Annotated in this window: 21 protein-coding genes; 12 read left to right on the top strand and 9 right to left on the bottom strand. The window is 64.7% G+C overall.

All coding sequences use genetic code 11. The features are described from left to right. The first annotated feature begins 21 nt into the window (after positions 1-21). Together K6G35_RS23750 and K6G35_RS23755 are read left to right on the top strand one after the other, a co-directional pair. Positions 22-702 (top strand): GntR family transcriptional regulator, encoded by a 681-nt coding sequence (locus K6G35_RS23750; protein ID WP_495676421.1) that lies wholly within the window; start codon positions 22-24, stop codon positions 700-702. Positions 703-774: 72 nt separating this feature from the next. Continuing rightward, positions 775-1458 carry a GntR family transcriptional regulator gene (locus K6G35_RS23755; RefSeq protein WP_495677126.1) on the top strand — a complete coding sequence of 228 codons (684 nt, stop codon included), beginning with the start codon at positions 775-777 and terminating at the stop codon, positions 1456-1458. Positions 1459-1542: 84 nt separating this feature from the next. Here K6G35_RS23755 and abaF read toward each other — a convergent pair whose 3' ends face one another. Continuing rightward, a complete protein-coding gene (abaF, locus tag K6G35_RS23760; protein ID WP_029306550.1) occupies positions 1543-2919 on the bottom strand; it encodes a fosfomycin efflux MFS transporter AbaF in 1377 nt (458 codons plus the stop codon). A gap of 401 nt (positions 2920-3320) precedes the next feature. On the opposite strand from abaF, the gene K6G35_RS23765 reads away from it, so the two are divergent. From K6G35_RS23765 to K6G35_RS23775, 3 genes are all read left to right on the top strand, one after another. Then, positions 3321-4265: a dihydrodipicolinate synthase family protein gene (locus tag K6G35_RS23765; protein WP_008642530.1), complete on the top strand. Its 945-nt coding sequence runs from the start codon at positions 3321-3323 to the stop codon at positions 4263-4265. Positions 4266-4415: 150 nt separating this feature from the next. Beyond that, a complete protein-coding gene (locus K6G35_RS23770) occupies positions 4416-5840 on the top strand; it encodes an aldehyde dehydrogenase (NADP(+)) (RefSeq protein WP_008642532.1) in 1425 nt (474 codons plus the stop codon). A 37-nt stretch (positions 5841-5877) separates the two neighbouring features. Further along, positions 5878-6888 carry an Ldh family oxidoreductase gene (locus K6G35_RS23775; RefSeq protein WP_495676422.1) on the top strand — a complete coding sequence of 337 codons (1011 nt, stop codon included), beginning with the start codon at positions 5878-5880 and terminating at the stop codon, positions 6886-6888. Between the two features lie 65 nt (positions 6889-6953). Here the strand turns inward: K6G35_RS23775 and K6G35_RS23780 are convergent, their stop codons facing one another. Further along, positions 6954-7826 carry a crotonase/enoyl-CoA hydratase family protein gene (locus K6G35_RS23780; protein ID WP_008642536.1) on the bottom strand — a complete coding sequence of 291 codons (873 nt, stop codon included), beginning with the start codon at positions 7824-7826 and terminating at the stop codon, positions 6954-6956. 236 nt (positions 7827-8062) lie between these two features. On the opposite strand from K6G35_RS23780, the gene K6G35_RS23785 reads away from it, so the two are divergent. The 7 genes from K6G35_RS23785 to K6G35_RS23815 all read left to right on the top strand — a co-directional run bounded on the left by K6G35_RS23785 (position 8063) and on the right by K6G35_RS23815 (position 15928). Next, positions 8063-9316 (top strand): CaiB/BaiF CoA transferase family protein, encoded by a 1254-nt coding sequence (locus K6G35_RS23785; RefSeq protein WP_495676423.1) that lies wholly within the window; start codon positions 8063-8065, stop codon positions 9314-9316. Further along, positions 9309-10076 carry an enoyl-CoA hydratase/isomerase family protein gene (locus tag K6G35_RS23790; protein WP_186426170.1) on the top strand — a complete coding sequence of 256 codons (768 nt, stop codon included), beginning with the start codon at positions 9309-9311 and terminating at the stop codon, positions 10074-10076. Before K6G35_RS23785 ends, K6G35_RS23790 begins: the two co-directional genes overlap by 8 nt. Before the next feature lie 10 nt (positions 10077-10086). Then, positions 10087-11880 (top strand): acyclic terpene utilization AtuA family protein, encoded by a 1794-nt coding sequence (locus K6G35_RS23795; protein ID WP_495676424.1) that lies wholly within the window; start codon positions 10087-10089, stop codon positions 11878-11880. Continuing rightward, the gene (locus K6G35_RS23800) at positions 11877-12692 is read left to right on the top strand and encodes a GntR family transcriptional regulator (RefSeq protein WP_008642541.1); all 816 of its coding nucleotides are present in this window, start codon (positions 11877-11879) and stop codon (positions 12690-12692) included. Before K6G35_RS23795 ends, K6G35_RS23800 begins: the two co-directional genes overlap by 4 nt. A 32-nt stretch (positions 12693-12724) precedes the next feature. Further along, entirely contained in the window at positions 12725-13486 is a 762-nt protein-coding gene (locus tag K6G35_RS23805) for a cupin domain-containing protein (RefSeq protein ID WP_008642542.1), read from the top strand. Between the two features lie 49 nt (positions 13487-13535). After that, a complete protein-coding gene (locus K6G35_RS23810; protein ID WP_186426168.1) occupies positions 13536-14528 on the top strand; it encodes a Bug family tripartite tricarboxylate transporter substrate binding protein in 993 nt (330 codons plus the stop codon). Between the two features lie 290 nt (positions 14529-14818). After that, positions 14819-15928: a porin gene (locus K6G35_RS23815; protein WP_008642545.1), complete on the top strand. Its 1110-nt coding sequence runs from the start codon at positions 14819-14821 to the stop codon at positions 15926-15928. Between the two features lie 66 nt (positions 15929-15994). Here the strand turns inward: K6G35_RS23815 and K6G35_RS23820 are convergent, their stop codons facing one another. From K6G35_RS23820 to K6G35_RS23850, 7 genes are all read right to left on the bottom strand, one after another. Further along, the gene (locus K6G35_RS23820) at positions 15995-17455 is read right to left on the bottom strand and encodes an N-acyl-D-amino-acid deacylase family protein (protein ID WP_495676425.1); all 1461 of its coding nucleotides are present in this window, start codon (positions 17453-17455) and stop codon (positions 15995-15997) included. A 35-nt stretch (positions 17456-17490) separates the two neighbouring features. Beyond that, positions 17491-18504 (bottom strand): ABC transporter ATP-binding protein, encoded by a 1014-nt coding sequence (locus K6G35_RS23825; RefSeq protein WP_495676426.1) that lies wholly within the window; start codon positions 18502-18504, stop codon positions 17491-17493. Further along, complete coding sequence (locus tag K6G35_RS23830) at positions 18501-19559, bottom strand: ABC transporter ATP-binding protein (protein WP_495676427.1); 1059 nt, start codon at positions 19557-19559, stop codon at positions 18501-18503. Before K6G35_RS23830 ends, K6G35_RS23825 begins: the two co-directional genes overlap by 4 nt. 1 nt (position 19560) lies before the next feature. Further along, positions 19561-20460: an ABC transporter permease gene (locus tag K6G35_RS23835; protein WP_286881909.1), complete on the bottom strand. Its 900-nt coding sequence runs from the start codon at positions 20458-20460 to the stop codon at positions 19561-19563. Between the two features lie 6 nt (positions 20461-20466). Next, positions 20467-21402: an ABC transporter permease gene (locus K6G35_RS23840; RefSeq protein WP_008642556.1), complete on the bottom strand. Its 936-nt coding sequence runs from the start codon at positions 21400-21402 to the stop codon at positions 20467-20469. 11 nt (positions 21403-21413) lie between these two features. Further along, a complete protein-coding gene (locus K6G35_RS23845) occupies positions 21414-23003 on the bottom strand; it encodes an ABC transporter substrate-binding protein (protein WP_495676428.1) in 1590 nt (529 codons plus the stop codon). A 77-nt stretch (positions 23004-23080) separates the two neighbouring features. Continuing rightward, complete coding sequence (locus K6G35_RS23850) at positions 23081-24529, bottom strand: M81 family metallopeptidase (RefSeq protein WP_495676429.1); 1449 nt, start codon at positions 24527-24529, stop codon at positions 23081-23083. Between the last annotated feature and the right edge of the window lie 81 nt (positions 24530-24610).

Here is a 24610-nt window from a genome sequence, read left to right on the forward strand (position 1 = left end):
AGGGGCATCCACGAGACAGATATGAACGGAAGATCCACGTCTGCGCTAGGCGCGGCGACACGCGCCGAAGCGGCAACGGAAGAACTCAGGCGGCGAATCCTGGAAGGTGAGCTCGTGGAGGGCTTTCAGCTCAAGCAGGATCTTCTCGCGGAAGAATTCGGCATCAGCCGTATCCCGGTGCGGGAAGCGCTAGTCCAGCTAGAGAACGAAGGACTGGTGAAGATCGTCCCCCACAAGGGGGCGATTGTTGCGGAGCTGTCGACGAAGGACATTGAAGAGCTGTTTTCGTTGCGCGCGCTGCTCGAATCCCATCTGCTCCGGCATTCGATTCCCCGTCTCACAACGGATGACTTCGACCGCCTCGATGAAATCCTGAAGCGCTATGCCATCGAGCTTGCCGAGGGACACTCGCACCGGTGGGGCGAACTCAACACCGAGCTGCACGACATCCTGCTGGGGCGTGCCAACCGGCCCAGGTCCCTGGAGCTGGTGCAGTCGCTATTGCGGCAGACCGATCGCTATACACGGGTGCAGCTCTCCATCAGCGATGCCGCCGTGCAGCGCGCCAAGGCGGAACACGAGGAACTCGTCCGCCTTTGCCGGCTGGGCGAATCGAGGGAGGCGTGCGCGTTGCTCAAGCGGCATATCGAGCATGCCGGCGAGGAGTTGATTCTGTTTCTGCGGGAGCGCCGGAGGCCGTAAGGCGCGATGGCCCTGCTGTAGAATGTAGAAAATATGCAAAACGGCGCCAGGTGGCGCCGTTGTCAACTTCCAATGGTCATCAATAAACCTGGTCTTCGGCATGTGACGCGAGCAGAGGCCGCCGCCGATGAAATTCGTCGCCGCATCCTCTCCGGCCAGTACGTGGATGGCTATCAACTCCGGCAGGACGCGCTCGCCAATGAACTCGGGATCAGCCGCATCCCGCTGCGCGAAGCGCTGGTGCAGCTCGAAAGCGAAGGGCTGGTGAAGATACTCCCTCACAAGGGAGCCATCGTGTCGGAGCTTTCCATTGAAGAGCTCACCGAGCTGTTCGAATTGCGGGCGTTGCTGGAGCCAACGCTGGTCCGCAAGTCCGTGAAGAAGCTCTCCGCCGACGATTTCAAGGAACTCGACGCGATTCTGGCCGAGTTCAGCGGCGAACTGAAGGCGCAGGCGCAGGATCGCTGGGGCGACCTGAATACCATGCTGCATCAGTTGCTGCTGTCGAAGGCCGATCAGCCGAAGACAGCGAGCATCGTCGCGTCCCTGCTCCAGCAGACGGACCGCTACACGCGCCTGCAGCTTTCCTTGTCCACGGCCAGCCGGGAGATTGCCGAAGCCGAGCACCGGCAACTCGTCGATCTCTGTCGCAAGGGGGATGGGCGCGGCGCGGCCGCGCTGTTGAAGCGGCATATCGAACATGCCGGCGAGGAACTGCGGAATTTTCTGCTCTCCCGTCGGCGCGGCACCAGCTAAGCAGCCCGGATCAAGCCGATAGCCAGGCCCGAAAACAAAAAGCCGCCCGGAAAGGGCGGCTTTTTTGTTGCTCGGAGACTTCGATCAGCCATTCACACGGGCTTTCGCCTCGGCGTCGACGTCACGCAATGACTTGCCGCGCGTTTCCTTCGCGGCGGCAACGCTGATGATAGAGATCACCGCGGCGGCCACCAGGTAGAGGGCGATCGGCGTGGAGGAGTGGTACTTCTCCAGCAGCGACAGCGCGATCAGCGGTGCCAGCGATCCGGCCATCAGCGGTGCGATCTGGTAGCACAGCGAGAGCGCGGTGTATCGGACGTTCGTCGGGAACATCTCGGTCATGAGCGCGGAGTAGGGCGAGTAGGTCATCGACTCGATTGCCAGGCCCAGCACGATGGCAGCCATGATGATCCAGTCGTTCCCGGTGTCCATCATCGGGAAGCCAATGAAGCCCCAGGCCGCCGTCAGGACCGCGCCGGTCAGGTACACCGGCTTGCGACCGATGATGTCCGACAGGTAGCCCATGAACGGAATGATCATGAAGTGCAGGGCATTGGCAAAGAACATCAGCTTGAGAATGCGCGTGGTGTCCGCGCCAACCACGAGCTTCAGGTACGTGATGGAGAACGTCACCACCATGTAGTAGAGGATGTTCTCCGCGAAGCGCGCGCCAATGCCGATCAGCACTTCCTTCCAGTGATAGCGCAGAACGTAGCGGACACCTTGCTGGGTCGCATGTTCCTTTTCGCGCCGTTCCTGGGATTCCTTGAAAATCGGCGCATCATCGACCTTGCGACGGATCCAGAAGCCGATCAGCACCACCACGGCGGAGAACCAGAAGGCGACTCGCCAGCCCCAGGACAGGAAGTCCTGTTCCGGCAGCGTGCTCGAGAGCGCGAGCAGGATGAGTGTGGCGACGAGGTTGCCAGCCGGCACGCCTGCCTGCGGCCAGCTTGCCCAGTAGCCGCGCCGGTCGTCAGGGCTGTGCTCGCTCACCAGAAGGACGGCGCCGCCCCATTCGCCACCGAAGGCAAAGCCCTGGATAAGGCGCAGCGTGACGAGCAGGGCGGGGGCCCAGTACCCGATCACGTCGAACGTGGGAAGGCAGCCCATCAGGAACGTCGTGATCCCCACGGCTACCAGACTGACCTGGAGAAGGTACTTGCGGCCGAACTTGTCGCCGTAGTAACCGAAGACGATCCCGCCGATTGGCCGTGCGGCGAACCCGACGGCATAGAGCGCGAAGGCCGCGATCAGGCCATCGACCGGATTCCCTGTTTTCTTGAAGAAGTGCGTCCCGAATACCAGTGCGGATGCCGTTCCATACAGGAAGAACTCATACCATTCCGCTACGGACCCAACCATCGCAGCCGCGACAACGCGGCGCAGATCTTTTGTTGTCGTGCCGCGTTGTCGTCCCACACTCGCTTCGGGGACAGCCTCGCTGAGTTGATTCGCCATCTTTGCTCGTCCTTTTGTCTCTGCTGACCAGCGGGTGGATTCCCGCCTCGCCACACCGGCGTCAGTGGTGAGATTTTATACAACATGCAATATACGGGAATGAGGGGTTTACCCTTTGGCCGGGAACCACTGGGGCCGGAAAGCCGTCATCAATCTCCCGGAAAGGGCCTCTGCAAGCCAGAAAATGGTGCATCTGTGGAGTCGGAGGGGGATGGTGGATGACCCAGGCTGGTGCGCTCTGGCGGGTAAACCCTGACGAAATCTCGTAGCACGTTTCTCAACAGATTTTATACAATATGCATGAAGCAGGGATCGTTGTCCTGATAAAGCAGTCTCGCGGAGGCTGTTTCCGGGAGCCCCGATTCCGCTCTTATCGAAACTTTCTGACTCAGGACCGCGTGATGTCTTCCAAGATTTTTGAGGGTACTATCCCCGCACTCATGACCCCTTGCACTCCGGATCGCAAGCCGGACTTCGACGCGCTCGTCGCCAAGGGCAAGGAACTGATCGAACTCGGCATGAGCGCGGTCGTCTACTGCGGGTCGATGGGAGATTGGCCGCTGCTGACGGAGCAACAACGCCAGGAAGGCGTGTCCCGCCTCGTGGCAGCGGGCGTGCCGACCATCGTCGGCACCGGCGCCGTCAATTCGAAGGAAGCCGTTTCCCACGCCGCGCACGCCGCGAAGGTTGGCGCGCACGGCCTGATGGTTATTCCGCGCGTGCTGTCGCGTGGCGCGTCCCCGGCCGCGCAGAAGGCGCATTTCTCCGCCATCCTTGCTGCCGCGCCGAGCCTGCCCGCGGTGATCTACAACAGCCCGTACTATGGCTTCGCCACCCGGGCGGACCTGTTCTTCGAACTCCGCCGCCAGTTCCCGAACCTGATTGGCTTCAAGGAGTTTGGCGGCGCGGCGGACATGCGCTATGCCGCGGAGAACATCACCTCGCAGGACGAGAACGTGATCCTGATGGCCGGTGTCGACACGCAAGTGTTCCACGGGTTTGTGAACTGCGGCGCCACCGGTGCCATCACCGGTATCGGCAACGCGCTGCCGCGTGAAGTGCTGCAACTGGTCAAGCTGAGCAAGCAGGCGGCTGCTGGCGACGTCAAGGCGCGTCGCCTGGCCAGGGAACTGGAGGCGGCGCTGCATGTCCTGTCCTCGTTCGACGAAGGCACCGATCTGGTTCTGTTCTACAAGCACCTGATGGTGCTGAACGGCGACAAGGAATACACGCTGCATTTCAATGAGACGGACGCGCTGAGCGACGCGCAGCGCAACTACGCGGAACAGCAGTACGCACTCTTCCGTGACTGGTATCGCGAGTGGTCCAAAGGTGTGGACGCCTGATTCTGTCTGAATCCGCATGACCATCCCAAGGTGGCAAAGTCCGCTGCCTTGGGCGCCTGTTCTACCCATCTGTACTCCTTCTCCGTGATGCGGCGCTTCCGCGCTCCGCTCGGCTCTCCGCTTTTCCGTCAGATTCCCTCGTATCCATTCATGCACGTTTCCGAACAGAACCCAGCCTTCGCAATCATCGACCAGCACGCCGCGCGCGCCCACGAGGCCAGCGCGGTATGGGCGCATTCGAGTCCCACGGTCCGCAGTGGCGTGCTGCATGCGCTGGCTGACGCCCTCGACGCGCGCGCGGATGAACTCGCGGTGATGGCCGACGAGGAAACCGGCCTCGGCATCCCACGGCTGACGGGGGAGATCGCCCGCACATCGTTCCAGTTGCGGGGCTTCGCGGCTGAAGTCGTGGCGGGCGTCCCCTATGTCCAGGTGGATGACGAAGCCATTTCCGGCCCGCCTCCGTCGGGCCGTCCGCGTCTGACCCGTGTCATGGTGCCGATTGGTCCGGTTGCCGTATTTGCAGCCAGCAACTTCCCGTTCGCGTTCTCGGTCCTGGGCGGAGACACCGCATCGGCATTGGCTGCGGGCTGTCCGGTCATCGTGAAGCCGCATGGCGGACATCCGCGCCTGTCGATCGAGGTGGCGAAGATTGCCGCAGAGGTCCTGCGCGCGCAAGGCGTGGGAGAGGGCGTGTTCTCAATGCTCGACTGCGACATGTCGCGCGACGCCAATATCTATCTGGTCAAGCAACCGATGATCGCGGGCGTCGCCTTCACGGGCTCCTATCAGGGTGGCGTGGCCTTGTGGCGCGCCGCCAATGAGCGAGAGATCCCGATTCCATTCTTCGGCGAACTCGGTTCGATCAATCCGGTGGTGGTGCTCCCCGCGGCACTGCATGACGACCCGGTTGCGCCGGCCAAGGTGCTGGCTGCGTCGATGCTGCAAGGCTGCGGCCAGTTCTGTACCAGCCCGGGCGTTATCGTGGTGGTCGATGACCAGCGCGGCCGCGAATTCGTATCGGCGCTGGGCGATTCGCTGGCGGGCCAGGCCACCCATCGGATGCTGAGCGAAGGCATCCGCAACGGGTTTGAAGATGCCGCCGCGCGTATCAAGGCGAATGCCAATATCGAGGTCGTGCAGGAAGGGAATGAAGTTGGGGCCGGCCCGGCTCCCCGGCTGTTCCGGACGACCAGCGCCGCCTTTATCGCGGATGCCGGCCTCCACGAGGAAATGTTCGGTCCGGCGGCCGTGGTGGTCACGGTACCATCCGTCGATGCGATTCCCGATGTACTTTCCGCCGTCAAGGGATCGCTCACCGTCACGATCTGGGGGGCCGGCCGGGACAACCGCGAGAATCGCGAGATCGTGCGCGTGGCCCAGAACATTGGAGGCCGCGTGCTGTTCTCTGGTGTGCCTACCGGCGTCGCCGTAACACGCGCTCAGCAACATGGCGGCCCCTGGCCGGCGTCCACCGATCCGAAGACCACGTCGGTCGGGTATGCTGCCTTGCAGCGTTTTCTTCGGCCCGTGGCGCTTCAGGATGCGCCCGAGTGGCTGCTCCAGCGCGCGTGACATCCCCCAGGCAACGATAAGGAGGCATCGCAGATCAATGTCGGAAACCATCCAGCTCTCGCTCGCGGAGGTACGCGAGCTTTCGCTCAACGTTCTGCAAACGAACGGCTATTCCGAGGCGCACAGCAAGGCGATCACTGACGTGATTGTCGCGGGCCAGCGAGACGAGTGCCAGTCTCATGGCCTGTATCGCCTGCTGGTCTGCGTTCATACCATTCGCAACGGGAAGGTGGATGGCCACGCGGTGCCGGAAGTCGTCGATCAGGCGAAAGCGATCGTTCGGGTCGATGCCCGCTTCGGCAACTCGCTGCTGGCGTTTCAGACCGGCCTGCCGCATTTCATCCGGAAAGCCCGGGAATGCGGTCTGGCGGCCATGGCCATCAATCGCTGCTTTCACTTCTCCGCGCTCTGGCCCGAGGTGGAAACGCTGGCGAGTGAAGGACTGGTCGCGATGGCCATGACGCCCAGCCACGCGTGGGTGGCCCCTGCCGGCGGAACCAAACCGGTATTCGGAACGAATCCCCTGGCGTTCGCCTGGCCGCGTCCGGGCAGAACGCCATTTGTCTTCGACTTTGCGACCAGCGCGATCGCCAGAGGCGATATCGAGCTTCATCGCCGGCAAGGCAAGGTGCTGCCGGAAGGGTGGGCCATCGATGCGGACGGGAACCCGACGACCGACCCACTGGCGGCGCTGAAAGGCGCCATGCTGACGTTCGGTGGGCACAAGGGGTCTGCGTTGTCCGCGATGATCGAACTGATGGCCGGCCCGCTGATCGGCGACATGACAAGTGCCGAATCGATGGCGTTCGATGCGGGCGCGGGGGCCACGCCATGTCATGGCGAACTGCTGCTGGCATTCGATCCGACCGTCTTTCTGGGCGATCGGGCCAGCGAGTATCTGGAGAAAGCCGAGAGCCTGTTCGAGGCAATCACGAGTCAGGGCGCGCGCTTGCCGTCGCAACGTCGCTACGCCGCGCGAGCCAGGAGCGATGAGGCGGGCGTGACGGTGCCACGCACGCTGTATGAGGATCTGCTCAAGCTGCGATAGCCGAGCCATCCTCTGACGACGACTCGCGAACCGCCTCGGCTCGCGAATCGCCGGCGATTGGCGGCTTACTCGAAGTCTGGCTCGCCCTGCCAGTCGAAGAAGTCCGGCATCTGGCTCGATACGCGGTTCGGGAACTGTGCCGGACGCTTCTCGAGGAAGCTCGCAATCCCCTCCTTCGCATCGTCCGACTGACCGCGCGACTGGATCGCGCGACTATCCACCTTGTGGGCGTCCATGGGATGAGCGGCTCCTGCCATGCGCCAGATCATCTGGCGCGCCATGGCGACCGAAACCGGGGCGGCGTTGTCCGCGATCTCCCTGGCGATGGCATAGGCCGCCGGCAGCAGATCCTCGGGCGCATGGAGCGAACGCACAAGTCCGCGCTCGTGCGCTTCCTGCGCGCTGAACACGCGACCCGAAAAACACCATTCCAGTGCCGTCGAAATCCCCACGACGCGCGACAGGAACCATGACGAAGCCGCTTCCGGCGTAATTCCCCGCCGTGCGAACACCAGGCCGAACTTTGCGTCGGTCGAGGCGATGCGGATGTCCATCGGCAACTGCATGGTGACGCCGACACCAACCGCGGCGCCGTTCACGGCAGCGATGACCGGCTTGAGGCTGCGGAAAATGCGCAGCACGACCCGGCCGCCGCCGTCACGTTTCACGCCGGTCGATCCATAACGCTTCTCGTAGTCGAAGGTGGCGCCCCCGCTGGACAGGTCGGCACCCGCGCAGAACGCGCGGCCGCTGCCGGTCACGACCACGGCGCGCACATTGTCGTCGGCATCCGTCGCGTCAAATGCCGCGATCAGGTCTTCACACATCTGGTGTGTGAACGCGTTCATCTTCTCGGGGCGGTGAAGCGAGATCGTGGCAATGCCGTTCTGCACGGCGTACTGAAGCGTCTCGAAAGCCGGGGGCGTCGTGGTGGTCATGGTCGCGTGTCTGTTGGGAAGTGGATGCAGCGTAGCACCTGTGGCGCCATCGTGGTGCGGGGCTTCCGCTGCGCGGAACAGGCCAGGGCCGTCGAGTCGTCAAGCCGCAGCTGGGGTAAACGCGGACTTTGATCCGTGATGGCGTTTCATCTATAGTTCTATTTATAGAACTAATTGACGCTGGCCCATGGGAGGCTTCGCCAATGGGTCGACGTAGCCAAACTGCGGACAAAAGTATGAAGAAACAGGAGACAACCGGCCCATTGGCCGGCGTGAAAGTGGTGGACATCACGTCCGTATTCATGGGGCCGTCAGCCACCCAGATGCTGGCCGACCTGGGCGCCGACGTGATCAAGGTGGAGTCGCCAGAGGGCGACAGCACACGCCGCATCGGCCCCTGCGGCGACGAGAAACTGGGGCCGCTGTTCCTTGGTCTCAACCGCAACAAGCGCAGCCTCGTGCTGGATCTGAAGACCGACGCGGGCAAGGACGCGCTGCTGCGATTGGTCAAGGATGCCGACGTCCTGGCCTACAACGTGCGCCCACAGGCGATGCAGCGGCTTGGGCTGGACTACGAGTCGATCGCAGCAATCAATCCTCGCATCGTCTATGTGGGCATGTTCGGTTTCTCGCAGCGCGGACGCTACGCGCCACAGGCCGCATTCGACGATCTGATCCAGGCGGCCACCGGCCTGCCGCTGGCCGTATCGCTCGGCTCCGGCGATATCCCGCGCTACCTGCCAATCACCATTGCCGACCGTTCGGTGGGCCTCTATGCCTTCGGCGTGATTTGCGCGGCGCTCTATTCGCAGGCGCGTACTGGAAAGGGGCAACGTGTCGATGTTCCTATGTTCGAGACCATGGTCCCCTATGTCATGGGCGACCATCTGTATGGGGAGACGTTCGTTCCCGCAAAGGGAGACTTCGGCTATCCGCGCCTGCTGTCACCCGAGCGGCGGCCATACAGGACCAAGGATGGCTACGTCTGCTGCCTGATCTATCACGATCATCATTGGCGCACCTTCCTCAAGGTCATTGGCAAGCCGGAGCTGTATGACACGGACCCGCGCTTTGCAAACATCACCACCCGCACCGCGTCTATTACCGAGCTCTACGGCATGGTCAGCGACGAGATGATCCGGCGCACGACAGACGAATGGCGCGCCTTGCTGAAAGAGGCCGACATACCGGTCTTTCCGATGCATACCTTCGAGTCGCTACTCGATGATCCGCATCTGGACGATATCGGCTTTTTCACGGAATCGGATCATCCGGTGGTTGGCCGTATCCGCGAGATGGCGGTGCCGAGCGAGTGGCACGGAACGCCTCCGGCGGGGCGCCGCCATGCGCCGGCCCTGGGAGAGCACAGCCGCGAAGTCTTGCGCGAAGCCGGCTACGACGATGCGGCGATTGACGCGCTCATGGCATCGGGTGCCTCCAGGCAGGCCACCAGAATGGCATCGATCGAAAAGGAAGCAGACAATGACTGAAGAACTCAGGAGCGAAGTCCGGGGAGCCGTTCTCACGTTGACCATCAACCGACCCGAACGACGCAACGCCATGAGCCCAGCAGTCGTGCAGGGACTTCGCGAGGCCATCGTCGGCGCCAATCGTGACGGCGCGATTCGGGCCATCGTCATTACCGGTGTGGGCGAACAGGCCTTTTGCGCCGGCGCGGATTTGCAGAGTGGCAAGTCCTTCGCGTTCGACTACTCGGATCCCTACCTCGGGCTGGCGGACCTCCTCCGTGTGGCCCGGCAATCCACGATTCCGCTGATCGCCCGTGTCAACGGCGCCTGCATGGCCGGTGGAATGGGGCTGATGGCGATGTGCGACATGGCCGTGGCCCGCGGAAGTGCGATCTTCGGTCTCCCCGAGGTCAAGGTTGGCCTGTTTCCGGCACAGGTGCTGAGCGTGCTGCAGTCGCTGGTGCCGCGCCGGCTGCTCAACGAGATGTGCCTGTGCGGTGAACCGATTACGGCCGCCGACGCGCTCGCGGCAGGGCTGGTCAACTATGTCGATGACGATCTGGACGGCAGGATTGACTGGTTGCTGGGGCGCTTGCTCGACAAGTCGCCGACGGCCATCCGTCGCGGCCTTTACACCCTCAAGCACGTCGAAGACATGCCTTTCGCGCAATCGATGGCGTTTACGGAAAGCCAGATCGGCCTGCTGGCCATGACCGAAGATGCCCGCGAGGGGCAGCTTGCCTTCCGTGAGAAACGCCGGCCCGGCTGGACCGGCAAATAGGAGCACACGCATGACAGGAAAAACGATCCGCATCGGCGGCGCATCCGGCTTCTGGGGTGACAGCAGCGTAGGCGCGCCGCAACTGGTGCGCCACGGGAACATTGATTATCTGGTGTTCGATTACCTGGCCGAACTGACCATGTCGATCCTGGCTTCCGCCCGGCTGCGCAAGCCGGAGCTTGGCTATGCCACGGATTTCGTGACGGTGACCATAAAGAGCCTGATCGGGGAGATCGCAGAGCGTGGCATTCGTGTCATCAGCAACGCGGGTGGGATGAATCCACACGGGTGCGCCGAGGCCATCGCCACGCTGGCGGCGGAACAGGGTCTCACGCTCCGCATTGCCGTGGTCGAAGGCGACGACGTGATGCCGCTGCTGCCGCAATTGCGCGACGCGGGCGTGCGCGACATGCAGAAGGGTCGCCCCCTGCCGGAGAAGGTCGTCAGCGCCAATGCCTATCTGGGCGCGTTGCCGATTCGCCAGGCACTGGATCATGGCGCCCAGATCGTCATTACCGGGCGCTGTGTCGACAGTGCGGTCACCCTGGGTGTGCTGATGCATGAGTTCGGCTGGCAGCCGGATGACTATGACCGGCTGGCGCAGGGCAGTCTGGCCGGCCACATCATCGAGTGTGGGTGCCAGGCAACCGGAGGGCTGCATACCGATTGGGAAAGCGTGCCGGACTGGCCGAACATCGGGTATCCCGTGGTGGAATGTCGCGACGACGGCAGTTTCGTGGTCGGCAAGCCTTCTGCCACAGGCGGCCTGGTGAGCACCGCCACCGTCGGCGAGCAGGTCCTTTACGAGATCGGCGATCCCGCGTTTTACCTGCTGCCTGACGTCACGTGTGACTTCACGCGCGTCGAACTGCGGCAGATCGGTCAGAATCTGGTCGAGGTCAGCGGGGCGCGTGGACGCGCACCCGGTGGTGCCTACAAGGTCAGCGCTACCTACATCGACGGCTTTCGCTGCAATGCCCAGCTTTCGATCATTGGTGTCGATGCGGTGGCCAAGGCGGAGCGCACCGGGGAAGCCATCCTCGCGCGCACGCGCCGGATCTTCGAGGAGAACGGCTGGGGCGACTATATCCGCACCCGCATCGAGGTGCTCGGCGCGGAATCCTGCTTCGGGCCGCGTGCGGCGACGCGCCACACGCGCGAAGTCGTCATGCGGATTGCCGTCACTCACCGGGATAAGGCCCCACTGGAACTGTTCGCCCGGGAGATCGCCGCCGCGGGAACGAGTTGGTCACCCGGCACCACGGGCTCTGGCGGAGGCGGGCGTGCCAGCCCATCGCCATCGATCCGGCAGTACGCCTTCCTGCTGGACAAGGCAGCGCTGGCGCCAGTCGTCGTGATGGACGGGGTGCGTAGCGCCGTGTCGATTCCCTTGGGCGACAGCGCGGATGCAACCGTCACCGCGCCAGCCCCCGACATCGACGTCGTTGCCCCGATGGCGGGACCTCACGACACGATCGAAGTACCCCTGATCCGCCTCGCCTACGGGCGCAGCGGCGACAAAGGCGACATCTCGAACATCGGTCTTATCGCACGCAGGCCCGAGTATCTGCCGCTGTTGCGTGCGGAGGTCACGCCGGCACGCGTGGCGGACTGGCTGGCGCATCTCGTGGAAGGGCCAGTGACGCGCTACGACCTTCCAGGCTTCGACGCAATGAACTTCGTGTGTGAGTCAGCACTGGACGGAGGCGGCATGGCATCTCTGCGCAACGACCCCCTGGGCAAGGGCATGGCCCAGATTCTGTTGACCATGCCTGTACGCGTGCCGCGAGGGCTACTGCAATGAGCCCGGTCACGGCTAACACGTCTGCCAATGACAACAGCGTGCTGGGCGAAGACGGCACCGATGGCGTAACCCGTTATCGGCAGCTCGCCAGCGTCATTCGGCACAAGATCGTCTCGGGCGAGTACCCGATTGGTCACCAGCTACCGACGGTGGACGCGATGGCGCAGTCCCACGGGATCGCCAAGGTCACGGTGAGGCAGGCCTTCGCGTTGCTGGCCGAAGAGGGGCTGATCAGCAGCCAGCGCGGGCGCGGCACTCACGTCATCAAGGCGCCATCCGGATTCGACGAGCGTCTGCGTGCCGCCATCAACGATGATGCGGTTGGCGCCGCCGATCTCGAGATCCGCATTCTCGAGAAGCGGGACGGCGTCAGCCTGCCGACAGCGCTGTCGAGATTCGGCAAGGCACACGACACCTATGCGATGGTGCGCAAGCTCCATATCCAGGACGGTGCACCGTTCTGCGCCATCGAGATGTACGTGGCGACTTCCGTATATGCCCGGTTTCCGCGCGGTGGCGAGAAACGGCACAAGCTTGTCCAGCTGCTGCGTCAGGTCGTGGGCGACCGGATGGGTGCCACGTACATGACGCTGACGGTCGAGCCCGCGGACTATGTGCTGGTGCGCGATCTCGGCTACATCTTTGGCGCGCCGGTCGCGAAGATGGCCCGGTCGATTCTCGATGTCGACGGCAATGTCCTGATGGCCGGCTTCTTCTGGTATCGCGGTGATCGCTTCGTGCTGGATGTCGCGCTCCCGGCGACACTGAGCGAACACTATCCGGACTTGACGATTCCTGAAGCGCGTCGCTAGTCCTGCATCGCAACGTGACAAGGAGACAGACGATGGCATCCCCATTTGTTTTGCGTGCAGCGGACGTGGCGACCTACTCGCCGGCGAACCATACCGGTACCGCCAATCAGCGCATCATCGGCAAGGAAACGGTAGGCGCCCGGCGGGTAGAGGTGCTGCTTGGCACCATCACGCGTGGCCATGGCGCATTGCCTCATGCACACCCGAACCTCGAACAGGCCAGTTACCTGCTGGCCGGCGAGGGCGTGGGCGTGCTGCCGGGCCACCGTCGCACGCTGAGGGCGGGCGACTGGAGCTTCAACGCGGTCGGCATGTTTCACCGCTTCGAAGTCGTGAGCGAAGAGCCGGTGCAAGTCATGGTGGTCTACGCGCCACCCTACAGCGAGAACCCGAATGCCGCCGTGGTGGCGGACGGCATCGACGATCCGCGCCTCCAGGACGGTGCCGGCGACGTACGTGACGTGCCGACCGATGCGCCGCCGATTGACTTGGACTTCTATGTGGGCGCGCGGGTCAGCCCGGCCATCTCGCATCAGACGGTGGGCGCCCGGTTCCTCGATATCTACATGGTGCAACTTGCCGCCGACGGTTATGTGGCCCCCCACGCGTTACAGGACGCGGAACAGGTGCTGTTCGTGCGCAGCGGCAAGCTGGACGGCCAGGTCGGCGATCACCCGTTCCGCGCGATCGCGGGCGATTGGGTCTTCGTGCCGGAGAACCATGTTCTACGCATCGCGGCCGGTGGTGCTCCCTCGGCATTCATCGTCATCCGCGCGCACGACGCCGTGACCTGACGCGCGACGCTGCGACGGATTACCAGAGACAAAAATAGAAGGAGACACAATGGAACAGCAGATCAACCGACGGCGCTTTCTCGGGCTGCTCCCCGCCCTGGCTGTATCGGCAACGGCGCCAGAGATGGCTTCGGCGGCCGTGACCAAGGGGTATCCGGACAAGCCGATACGCGTAGTCGTGCCGTTCCCGGCGGGAAGCGGCACCGACGAAAGCGCACGCTATGTGGCCCAAAGCATCACGATGCAGACGAGCCAGTCCGTGGTGGTCGAGAACCGCCCCGGCGCGAACGGATTCATCGCGGCAAAGGCCGTTGCCACCGCGCAGGGCGACGGCTACACCATGCTGATCACCACCAACACCACGCACGCGGCCAACGCCTCGTTGTTCAAGAAGCTGCCCTACGATCCCATCAAGGATTTTGCTCCGGTTTCGCTGATCGCCAAGAGTGGCCTGGTACTGGTGGTGCCGTCCGACAGCCCGGTGCGCACCGTGGCGGATCTGACGGCGCTGGCCCGGCAACGGCAGGGGAAGCTGACGTTCGGGAGCGGCAGTTCCTCCACCCGTATCGCCAGCGAGCTCTACAAGATCATGAGCGGAGCGCCAGCGCTGCATGTCCCCTACAAGGGGGTGCCCCAGGCGCTGACCGACCTGATGGGCCATCAGATCGACTTCATGATCTCCGACATCTCGCCGGCGCGGCCGCTGATCCAGGCCGGCAAGCTGCGCGCGATCGCGGTGACTACCGCACAGCGGCATCCGTTGTTCAAGGACGTGCCCACGATGGACGAGAGCGGATTGCCGGGCTATGAATTAACGGCGTGGGTGGCGGCATTCTTCCCCGCCGGCACACCCACGCCCGTCGTCGACCAGATGAGCAGCTTTATCCAGCAGGCCATGGGCAGCAGCGCGGCGGCGGAGCACTTCGGCAAGACGGGCGGGCAGCCGCTGTCTTCGACGCCGGAAGAGCTGGCGGCGTTTGTCCGCAGCGAAACCGCGAAGTGGGCCAAAACCATCAAGGCAGCAGGTATCGAACCGGAGTAATTGTCAGCAGGCACCCGTACCTGCACTGGAATCTAGAAAGGCATCTCCGGATGCCATGCCAATGTCAACCTCCGAGCTGAAGGCACAGCTCCAGGTTCCTCTTCACGCCCCCATATTGCGAAGGTCATGATGCCGGCGCGCTGGTAGCAGCGCGACCCCGGTCAGTCCGGCATTTGCCTTTTTTTCACCACGCCGTCCCCAGGGATTTCCGCCCTGGGGCGTTGGCTGTGCTTTGCCTTTTTTTTCGTGCAGTGCCCGTAACACCCAAGACCAACAAGGAGACATCAAACATGAAACAGGGAACCGTATTTGCTGTACTCAGTGCTGCATCCGCGCCCGTACTGGCGCAGAGTTCGATCACGCTATATGGCGTCGTCGATGCAAACATCGAGTACGTCAGCCACTATTCCTCCATCGCGCCGACCCAACCCGGCTTTCCGGGCCCTGCGCACAGCAAAATAGGCATGACGCCCGGCGGTTTGTCTGGCTCGCGTTGGGGGATTCGCGGGACCGAAGATCTCGGCCGCGGGATGAAGGCGCTGTTCGTGCTGGAAAACGGCTTTGGCAGCGACGACGGCAAGTTGCAGCAGGGTGGCCGGATCTTTGGCCGTCAGGCGTATGTGGGCTTGCAGAGCGACAGCGTTGGTGCCATCACGCTGGGCCGTCAGTACACCACGATCTTCAGCGCGCTGGCCGACTTCTCGCCTACCCGCTACGGCGTGCAGTACGAGCCGATTGCCATGCAGCTCGGCCTGAACTACCGCTCGGACAACGTCATCAAGTATGTCGGCAAGTTCGGGGGCGTCACCGCAGGTGGCTACTGGTCGTTCGGCAACGGTGTTGCCGGTGCCGGCGAGGTCGCGGGCCAGTTCCGCCGCGATACCGGATACGGTGCCTCGTTGAGCTATTCCGGCGGACCGTTCGGGGCGACGGTGGTCTACGACCAATACAACCCCACGCTGTCCGCGACAACGGGGGCAACCGGCGCATTCCGGAAAGTCGCGCTTGCGGCCAGCTATGAGACCGGGCCGGTCAAGGTGATGGGTGGATACCGCTGGGGATTGAACAAGGGGACCACCGACGCGACGCTGTTGCGCGACAACTACTACTGGATCGGCGCGAACTACCAGGCGACTGCCGCGCTTGGCCTGACACTGGCCTACTACTACGACGATATCAGGAACGTAGCGGGCTTCAACGTGAAGAACCCGTGGCAGGTCACCTTCATCGCCGACTACGCCTTCTCCAAGCGTACCGACGTCTACCTGACCACCGCCTACTCGAAGAACTCGGGGTTGAACTTCGACACGTCGGCGATCAGTTTTGCCAATGCTTACTACCTGGGTGCCGGAGCGGACAACATGATCGGCGTGGCCGTGGGGGTGCGCCACCGCTTCTAGCCGCTACGCGGAAGCATCCGAGGCCGGGGCTCACGGCACTCGGCCTCGGTGCTTCCCGCCAGGTCATCAGGCGGCGTGACGACGCCTGATGACCTGGCCGTTTCTGGCGCCGGTATGCTGCCCGCCGTGCCAGGTGATGGCGCCGTTGACGATAACGGTGTCGATGCCCTCGGCCGGGCGCGTGGGCGTGTCGTAGTCGGCGGCGTCGCGGATGGTGCCGGCGTCGAAGACCACGATGTCGGCATGATTGCCGACCGCCAGCGTGCCGCGCCCGTGCAGGCCGAAGTTGCGCGCGGTCAGGCCGGTCATCTTCCAGACCCCGGTTTCCAGCGGGAACAGGCCGACCTCGCGGCAGTAATGCCCCAGCACACGCGGGAAAGTGCCCCACAGGCGCGGGTGCGGATTCTCGCCGACCGGGATGCCGTCCGATCCGATCATCGTTTCGTCGAAAGCCAGGATGCGTTGCACGTCGGCTTCGTCCATCAGAAAATAGATGGCCGTGCCGGGCTGCAGCCGCCGTGCGGCTTCCTGCTTGGCGACGCCCCATTCGCGGGCGATGTCATCCAGGTCGCGGCCCGTGCATTCCGGGTGCGGCACGCTGGAGGCGATGCGCACGCGACCCTCGAGCATGGCGGGTTCGGTGCGGATCATGGTGGAGCCGGCGGTGTAGGGATAGCAGTCGAGCGACACGCACTGGTGCTGCATCGTCTCCTGGATAAAGGGCAGGGTGACGCGGCTGCGGCCGAAGTTTGGCGTGTTCTGCACCTTGTGGTGCGACACCACCACGGGTACGTCCAGCGCGCGGCCGATCTGGAAGGTCTCCTCGAGCGCTTCCATGACCTGATCGGACTCGTTGCGCATGTGCGTGACATAGAGCGCCTTGCGCGCGCTCAGCGGGCGGCAGACTTCGATGATCTCCTCGGTGGTGGCCTTGATCGCCGGCGGGTAAAAGGTACCAGTCGACAGCCCGATGGCACCCGCCTGCATCGCTTCCTCGACCAGCGCCTGCATGGCTGCGATCTCGTCGTCGTTCGCGGGGCGATCCAGCGCGGACATGGTGACCGCACGCAGCGTGGAGTGACCCACCATCGCTGCCACGTTCACCGAGCTGGGGGTGGCGCGCAGGGCGTCCAGATAGGCGGCGAAGGTTGTGAAGCGGCCTTCAGGCGGTGCATCGATCAGGCCCAGCGGCATCGGCAGGTCCATGTCGGCGCGTAGCGGCGCAGCGCTGATGCCGCAGTTGCCGGCCACCACCGTGGTCACGCCCTGGGAGATCTTGAACGGCATTGCCGCCTGCGACAGCACCGCCTGGTCGTCGTGGGTATGCGAGTCGATGAAGCCTGGGGCGACGATGCGGCCAGCGGCGTCCAGCGTGCGCTCGGCAGTGTGACCGGCAAGGTTGCCGATAGCGGCGATGCGGCCATCGCGCACGGCAATGTCGGCGGTGAATCGCGGTGCCTTGCTACCGTCGATCACGGTGCCGCCCCGGATCAGCAGATCATGATGGTTCGAAGCCTGCTCAGCCATGCTACGGGTCTCCTGAGATGAAATGGGTGTGTCCTTCAACGGAAGTGACAGGCGACCTGGTGGCCGCCCGGCGCGTCCGACGGGCGGGCCGTCAGCGCCGGTGCCTGCTCGCGGCAAATGGGCTGCGCAAGCGGGCAACGCGTATGAAAGTGGCAGCCAGAGGGTGGGTTGGCCGGGCTGGGCGGATCGCCTTGCAGCAGAATTCGCCGTGCCGGTGCGCGCGGGTTTGGCACCGGCACGGCCGACAGCAGAATCTCGGTATAGGGGTGGCGCGGCGTCGAGAACAGCGCATCGCGATCGGCCAGTTCGACGATGCGACCCAGGTACATCACGGCCACGCGGTGGCTGATATGGCGCACCACGGCCAGATCATGGGCAACAAAGAGATAGGCGATGCCGAACTCCTGCTGCAGGTCCATCAGCAGGTTGACGACCTGGGCCTGCACCGATACGTCGAGCGCGGAGACCGGCTCGTCGCACACGATCAGCTTGGGCTGCATGGCCAGTGCGCGGGCAATGCCGAGCCGCTGGCGTTGCCCGCCCGAGAACTCATGCGGATACTTCGCGGCGGCCTCGGGGCGCAGGCCGACCTTGCCGAACAGCCATTGCACGCGCGCCTCGCGCTCCGCGCGGGAGCGCATCCCAAAGTTGCGCAGTGGCTCCGCGACGATTTCTTCCGCAGTCAGACGGGGGCTCAGCGAAGCGTACGGGTCCTGGAAGATGATCTGTAGTTCGCGCCGGCGGCGGCGCATCTCCGCAGGCGACAGGGTCAGCAGTTCCTCGCCGTCCAGCCTGACCGAGCCTGCGGTGGGCTCTACCAGACGCAGCACGGACTTTGCGGTGGTGGTCTTGCCGCAGCCGGATTCGCCCACCAGAGACAGTGTTTCGCCGCGAGCGACCGTGAAGGAGACGTTATCAACCGCCTGGATCGGCCGGGGCGGTGGCGAGGGCCAGCGGCGCGGCGCAGTGTAGTGCTTGCGCAGCCCGTCCACCTGCAGCAGCGGCGCGGCCTGCGCAGTCGCCACGATGGGTTCCTGAGAGGGGTTCATGCAAGGGTCTCCGGGGTACTGTCGGCAGGCGCGACGCGATCGGGTTGACTTGCCTCGACGGCGAAGCAGGCCACGAAGTGGTCGGCGCCCTGTGCCGAAAGCCGGGGCATTTCCGTGTGGCAGCGAGCCTGCGCCTGGGCACAGCGGGGCGCGAAGGCGCAGCCGCGCTGCGGCTGCTGGGGCGACGGCACCAGCCCGGGGATCTCGGTCAGGCGGCGGCTGCCGGTGTTCATCGACGGCATGGACGCCATCAGGGCGCGTGTGTAGGGATGCAGCGGACGGTCGAACAAATCGGCCACGTTCGCTTCTTCGACCTTGCGCCCGGCGTACATCACCACCACGCGATGACAGCTCTCCGCCACCACGCCGAGGTCGTGCGTGATCATCACCACGCCGGTGCCCAGCTCCTGCTGCAGGCGTCGGATCAGGTCGAGGATCTGCGCCTGGATGGTCACGTCCAGCGCCGTGGTGGGCTCGTCGGCGATCAGCACCTCGGGGTTGCAGGCCAGCGCGAGCGCGATCATCACGCGCTGGCGCATGCCGCCAGAGAGCTGATGCGGATACTCGTTCGCGCGCCGCTCGGGCTCGGGGATCTGCACGAGGCGCAGCATGTCGGTCGCGCGCGCAAGCGCTTCGGCATGGCTCGCCCCCTGGTGCAGGCGCACGGTTTCCGCGATCTGGCGGCCGATGGTCAAGACCGGATTGAGCGAGGTCATCGGCTCCTGGAAGATCATGGAGATGCGGTTGCCACGGATGCGGCGCATCTCCCGCTCGCTAAGCGTGAGCAGATCGGTCCCGTCGAGCAGGACGGCACCTGTCACGTGCGCGGGTGGCGTGGACAGCAGCCGCATGATGGAGAGCGCGGTCACGCTCTTGCCGCAGCCGGATTCACCGACCACACCCAGTGTCTGGCCGGCGCGCACCGTGTAGGAGACACCGTTGACCGATCGCGCGGGGCCGGTCAGGGTGTCGAAGCGCACGTGCAGGTCCTGCACTTCCAGCAGTGGGGTGCCGGCGGGGAGCGCCTTGCGGGTGGACGTCATGGCAGTTCCCATCTCAGAGTTGACGCGCCAGGCGCGGATCGAGCGCATCGCGCAGGCCGTCGCCCAGTAGGTTGATAGCGAGCACGGTGGCGGCCAGCAGCAGGCCGGGATACAGCAGGATGTGGAAAGCCACGGCAACGAAGTTGCGACCCTCGGCCATGATGTTGCCCCAGCTTGGCGTCTGCGCCGGCACGCCCACCCCAAGGAAGGACAGCGCCGCCTCGGTCAGCACGGCCGCCGCCGCGACGAAGGTGGCCTGCACGATCAGCGGCGCGACCATATTGGGCAGCACGTGGCGCAGCAGGATCACCGGCAGCCGCGTGCCCACCGCGTGTGCGGCTTCGACATAGAGTTGCTCGCGCAGGGTCAGCGCCATCGAGCGAACCAGCCGCACCACACGCGGCACCTCGGGGATGGTGATGGCGACGATCACCGCGCCCAGGCTGGCCTGGGTCAGTGCCATCAGCGCGATCGCCAGCAGGATGCCCGGGATGGCCATCAGCCCGTCCATCACGCGCATGAGAAAGCCATCGGTCCAGCGCACGAAGCCGGCGGTCAGGCCGATGGCGACGCCCAGCACGGTGGATAGCAGGCCGACCGAGAGGGCGACGATCATCGACACGCGGCCGCCCCAGACCGCGCGGCTGAACACGTCGCGGCCCAGCGCATCGGTGCCGAACCAGTGTTCGGCGGAAGGCGGCTGCATACGCGCCAGCGGGTCGATGTCCTGCGGGTCGAACGGCGAGATCCACGGCGCGGCGATCGCCAGCGCGGCGACGGCCAGCAGGAGCACGGCGCCAATGAGGAGGGTGGGATGCTTGCGCGCCCAGTACCAGCGCGGCAGCACGAACGGCGCGTCGTCGTCTGCCGGCCGTGCGGCGGCGTCCTGGCTCGAGGGCAGGGTAGCGGTCATGGCGGCTCAGTATTTGATGCGGGGATCGAACAGCCGGTAGCTGAGGTCGATCATCAGGTTGATCAGCACGTAGGCACCTGCCGAGAGCAGCAGCACGCTCTGGATGACCGGGTAGTCGTGGCGTTGCACCGAATCCACTACCAACCGGCCAACGCCGGGAATCGCGAATACGGTCTCGGTCACCACCACGCCACCGATCAGCAGCGCGATGCCGGTGCCGACCGTGGTCGCAATCGGAATGGCCGCGTTGCGTAGCGCATGGCCGAGTACCGGCAGCACACCGAGCCCCTTGGCGCGGGCGGTGCGGATGTAGTCTTCGTGCAGCACTTCCAGCACCGTGGCGCGCGTCATGCGGGTAATCAGGGCGATGTACACCAGCGCCAGATTGACGCACGGCAGCACCAGGCTACGCAGCCAACCCCCGGCGCCATCGGCCAGCCGGGCATAGCCCTGCACCGGAAACCACGGCAACTGGATTGCGAACGCATAGACCAGCAGGTAGCCCACCAGGAATACCGGGAGCGAGAACGCCAGCACGGCGAACAGCATCACCAGCCGGTCGATCCAGCTGCCCGCCCGATAGGCCGCCAGCGTGCCCAGCGGTACCGATACCAGCAGCGTCAGCAGCATGGTCAGCGCGGCGATCGACAGCGTCGGCTCCAGCCGCTGCGCCAGCAGCTCGGTCACCGGCATCTGCGTGAAGATGGAAGTGCCCAGGTCTCCGCTGGCGAGCCGGCCGGCCCAGAGCCCGAACTGTTGCCACAGCGGCTGGTCGAGGCCCAGGGTGGCACGCAGGCGCGCGATGTCCTCGACGGTGGCAAGGTCGCCTGCGATCAGTGCCGCCGGGTCGCCCGGCGACAGGTGAATCAGCAGGAAGACCACGATGGCCACCACGGCCATCACCGGCAGCGTGGCCAGCAGGCGGCGGATCAGGTAACCCATGGCAGACTCGCTCAGCGATCAAGCGCCCAGACCGTGGGCACGCCGCCCCACAGCTTGTCCAGGCCCTTCAGATTGGCCCGCGCGGCGAACGCGGACGAGTACTGCCCGGCGTTCACGTACGGCACCGTTTCATAGGCGCGCTTCTGGAAGGCATCGAGCAGATCGCGCCGCTTGGCCGGCACCATCTCGCGCACCCATGCGCTGCGCAACTCGTCCAGCGGCTTGTCGCACGGCCAGCCGGGCAGGCTGTTGCCGCAGGCAGCGCTGAGGTAGGCGTTGGTGACCGGGGTGTTGACGTCGAACTCGCCGGCCACGGTCACGTACATGTTCCAGCCACCGGCATCCGGCGCGTCACGCTTGGCACGTCGCGCGCCGATCGAGGCCCAGTCCATGTTCTGCATGTCGACGTTGATGCCGATGCTGCGCATGGTTTGCGCGGCCATCAGCGCCTCGGCGTTCAGCGCGGTGATGTCGGTGGGCACCAGCAACACTACTTTTTCGCCCTTGTAGCCCGAGGCCGCCAGCATCTGCTTGGCCTTGGCGACATCCGGCTTGCGGAAGGGTTCGGCGCCGGCGGCCGTGTCGTTGGGGCTGCCGCAAATGAAGAACGTGGCGCAGTAGTTCATGCGCATGTCCAGCGGGAAACCCATGGCCGCGGTGAAGCGCTCCTGGCTGACCGCCTGCAGCAGGGCCTGGCGTACCTTCGGATTGTTGAAGGGCGGGTGCAACTGGTTCATCACCAGCATTCCCTGGTAGGTGCCGCCAGAGCCGACCTTGAGGCTGTTATCGGCACGCAGCGGCGTGATGTAGTCCGGCGGCAACTGCTCGATCAGGTCCACCTCGCCGCGCTTGAGGGCGGCGACGGCGCTGTTGGCGTCGGGGAGGTACAGCCATTCGATGCGATCGAAGTGGCTGGTCTTGTTGCCAGCCAGACCGCTTGGTGCTTCGCGGCGGCCCGTGTAGTTGGGATTGCGCACGAACACGGCCTTGTTGCCCGGTACCCATTCGTCACGCTTGAACAGATAGGGGCCGGAACCCACCACTTCGGTCAGCGGGGCGGTGGCCGGTTGCTTGGCCAGGCGTTCGGGCAGGATCACCGGCGGAAAGCCGGAGGGCTTGGCCAGCGCTTCCAGCACCAGCCCAAAGGGCTGCTGCAGCGTCAGCGTGAAGGTGCGCGCGTCGACGACCTTCCACTCGGCGCCGGCCTCGCCCATCGAGCGTCCCAGGCTGTCGCGCGCGCCCCAGCGCTGCAACGATGCCACGGCGTCCGCGGCGGTCACGGCGTTGCCATCGGAGAACTTCAGGCCGGGACGCAGCGTAAAGCTCCACTGCTTGCCGTCCTTGCTGCTGGTGTACTTCTCCACCATCTGCGGCTGCGGCTTGCCGGTCGCGTCCTGCGCGAACAGCGTGTCGTAGACCATATAGCCGAAGTTGCGCGTGATGTAGGCCGTGGTGAAGGTCGGGTCGAGGATCTTCAGGTCGGCGTGCGGCACGATCTTCAGCGTCCTGGCGGGGGCCTGTGCCTGTGCCTGCGCCGGCAGGCTGGTGCCGGCCAGCAACAGGGCGCCAATGACGAGCGTGGCGAGCGGTCGGTGTTGCATGTCTTGTCTCCTCCTTGTCTTGCTTTGTCCTGATGCTTGTCAGGTGTCTTGGTATTGGAGTCTCAGCGTCCCGTGAATCAGGCGGGATCGAGCGGCCACTTCGGGCGGTGAACTTTGCGGTAGGGCAGGGTGCGCAGGTCCAGCGTCACCGCGCCCGGCGCTCCGGCATAGATCACGTGGCGCGCGATCTTCGCGAAGGACGCGTAGAAGTGTTGCGACGACTTGACCACGATGATCTTTTTTGCGGCGAGGTCGCAGCCAAGCTGGGTAAAGAGATCGGTTCCCATGGCCTGGTTGCGCAGCGTGATCAGAACGATGTCGATGCCGTTGGCCTCCACGAGCGCGCTGTCGCCCATCTGCATGGGAGCGTTGGCCAGGCCGGTCATCACCATGTCGGGCATCAGCGCCTTGACCGTGCAATCCAGATCCAGCGGCTCGCCGGAGAGCGGGCTGATCTTGCCGCCGATGCGTAGCGGCAGGCGCGCGCCCACGCCGGCCTCGAACGCGATGCGTGCCGCGATCGGGTCCCACATTGGGCCGATGGCCGCATTGCCGATGCCGCGTTCGATCATGCGGCGCAGGATGAAGGTGGAGTCGCCCGCCGCGCCACCGCCCGGATTGTCCGCGCCATCCGCCAGCACCACCGGGCCACCGTCAAAGGCCAGTGCCTCGTCCAGTGCGGCGTCGATGCCGGGGTAGGGCACGTCGAGCGCCTCGCGCATGTCGATCAGTTCATCGGCCAGACGGCGTGCGAGCGTCTGGGCCGAGGTGGCGTCGCCGTCCGTGTAGACGAGCACCCTGGTGCCCATCTCGGGCACGTCGCCCCAGGAGAATCCGTGCGCGATCGAGATCGACAGCACGCCGTTGTGGCCTTCCAGTGCCTGGATGCGGTCGACGAAACCACGCGCAGGCTGGCGCGACGTATGCACCGTGACAATCATGCCGCAGTCGACCACCGCCGGTACCGGACGGATCTTGCCCTCCACCTTGGCCGCGCACAGATCGACCAGTTCGATCGCGCGTTCGAGCACATCGGTGTGCGGGTACTCCTTGAAGGCGATCAGAAGATCGGCATGTGTGGTCATGGCGGGCGACAGGTGACAGTGCGGATCGAGTTCCGCGCCGATCACCACATCGGGTCCGACAATGGCGCGCACCCGTTGCAGCAGGTCGCCCTCGCAGTCGTCGTAGCCATCGGCGACCATGGCGCCGTGCAGGCCAAGCAGCACCATGTCCACCGGCAGCGCCGCCTGCAGATCGGCCAGCAGTTCCTCGCGCAGCGTTTCATAGGCGTGCCGCGTGGTGGTGCCGCTGGGCTGGGCGCCGGCAACCATGCCTTCCAGCAACGTCCAGCCGCGCTCCTTGCCGCGCAGGCGTGCGGCCCACAGCGGCCCGGAGAAGAAGGTCATCTGGTCCGGATGCTGGCCGGCCGGGAAGTAACCACGGTCGCGGAACGATGCGAGCCCGGTCGGCATCGGCGCGAAAGTATTGGTCTCGGTTGCTAGGGAAGCGCTGAACACACGCACGGCTGTCTCCTGGAGTCGTTGTTGTACCTGTCGTTGTGCTTTCGTTTCGTCTGCGTGTGGCCCGTGGATACCGGGCCCGCT

It is taken from the genome of Cupriavidus sp. HY129, from assembly GCF_059492215.1.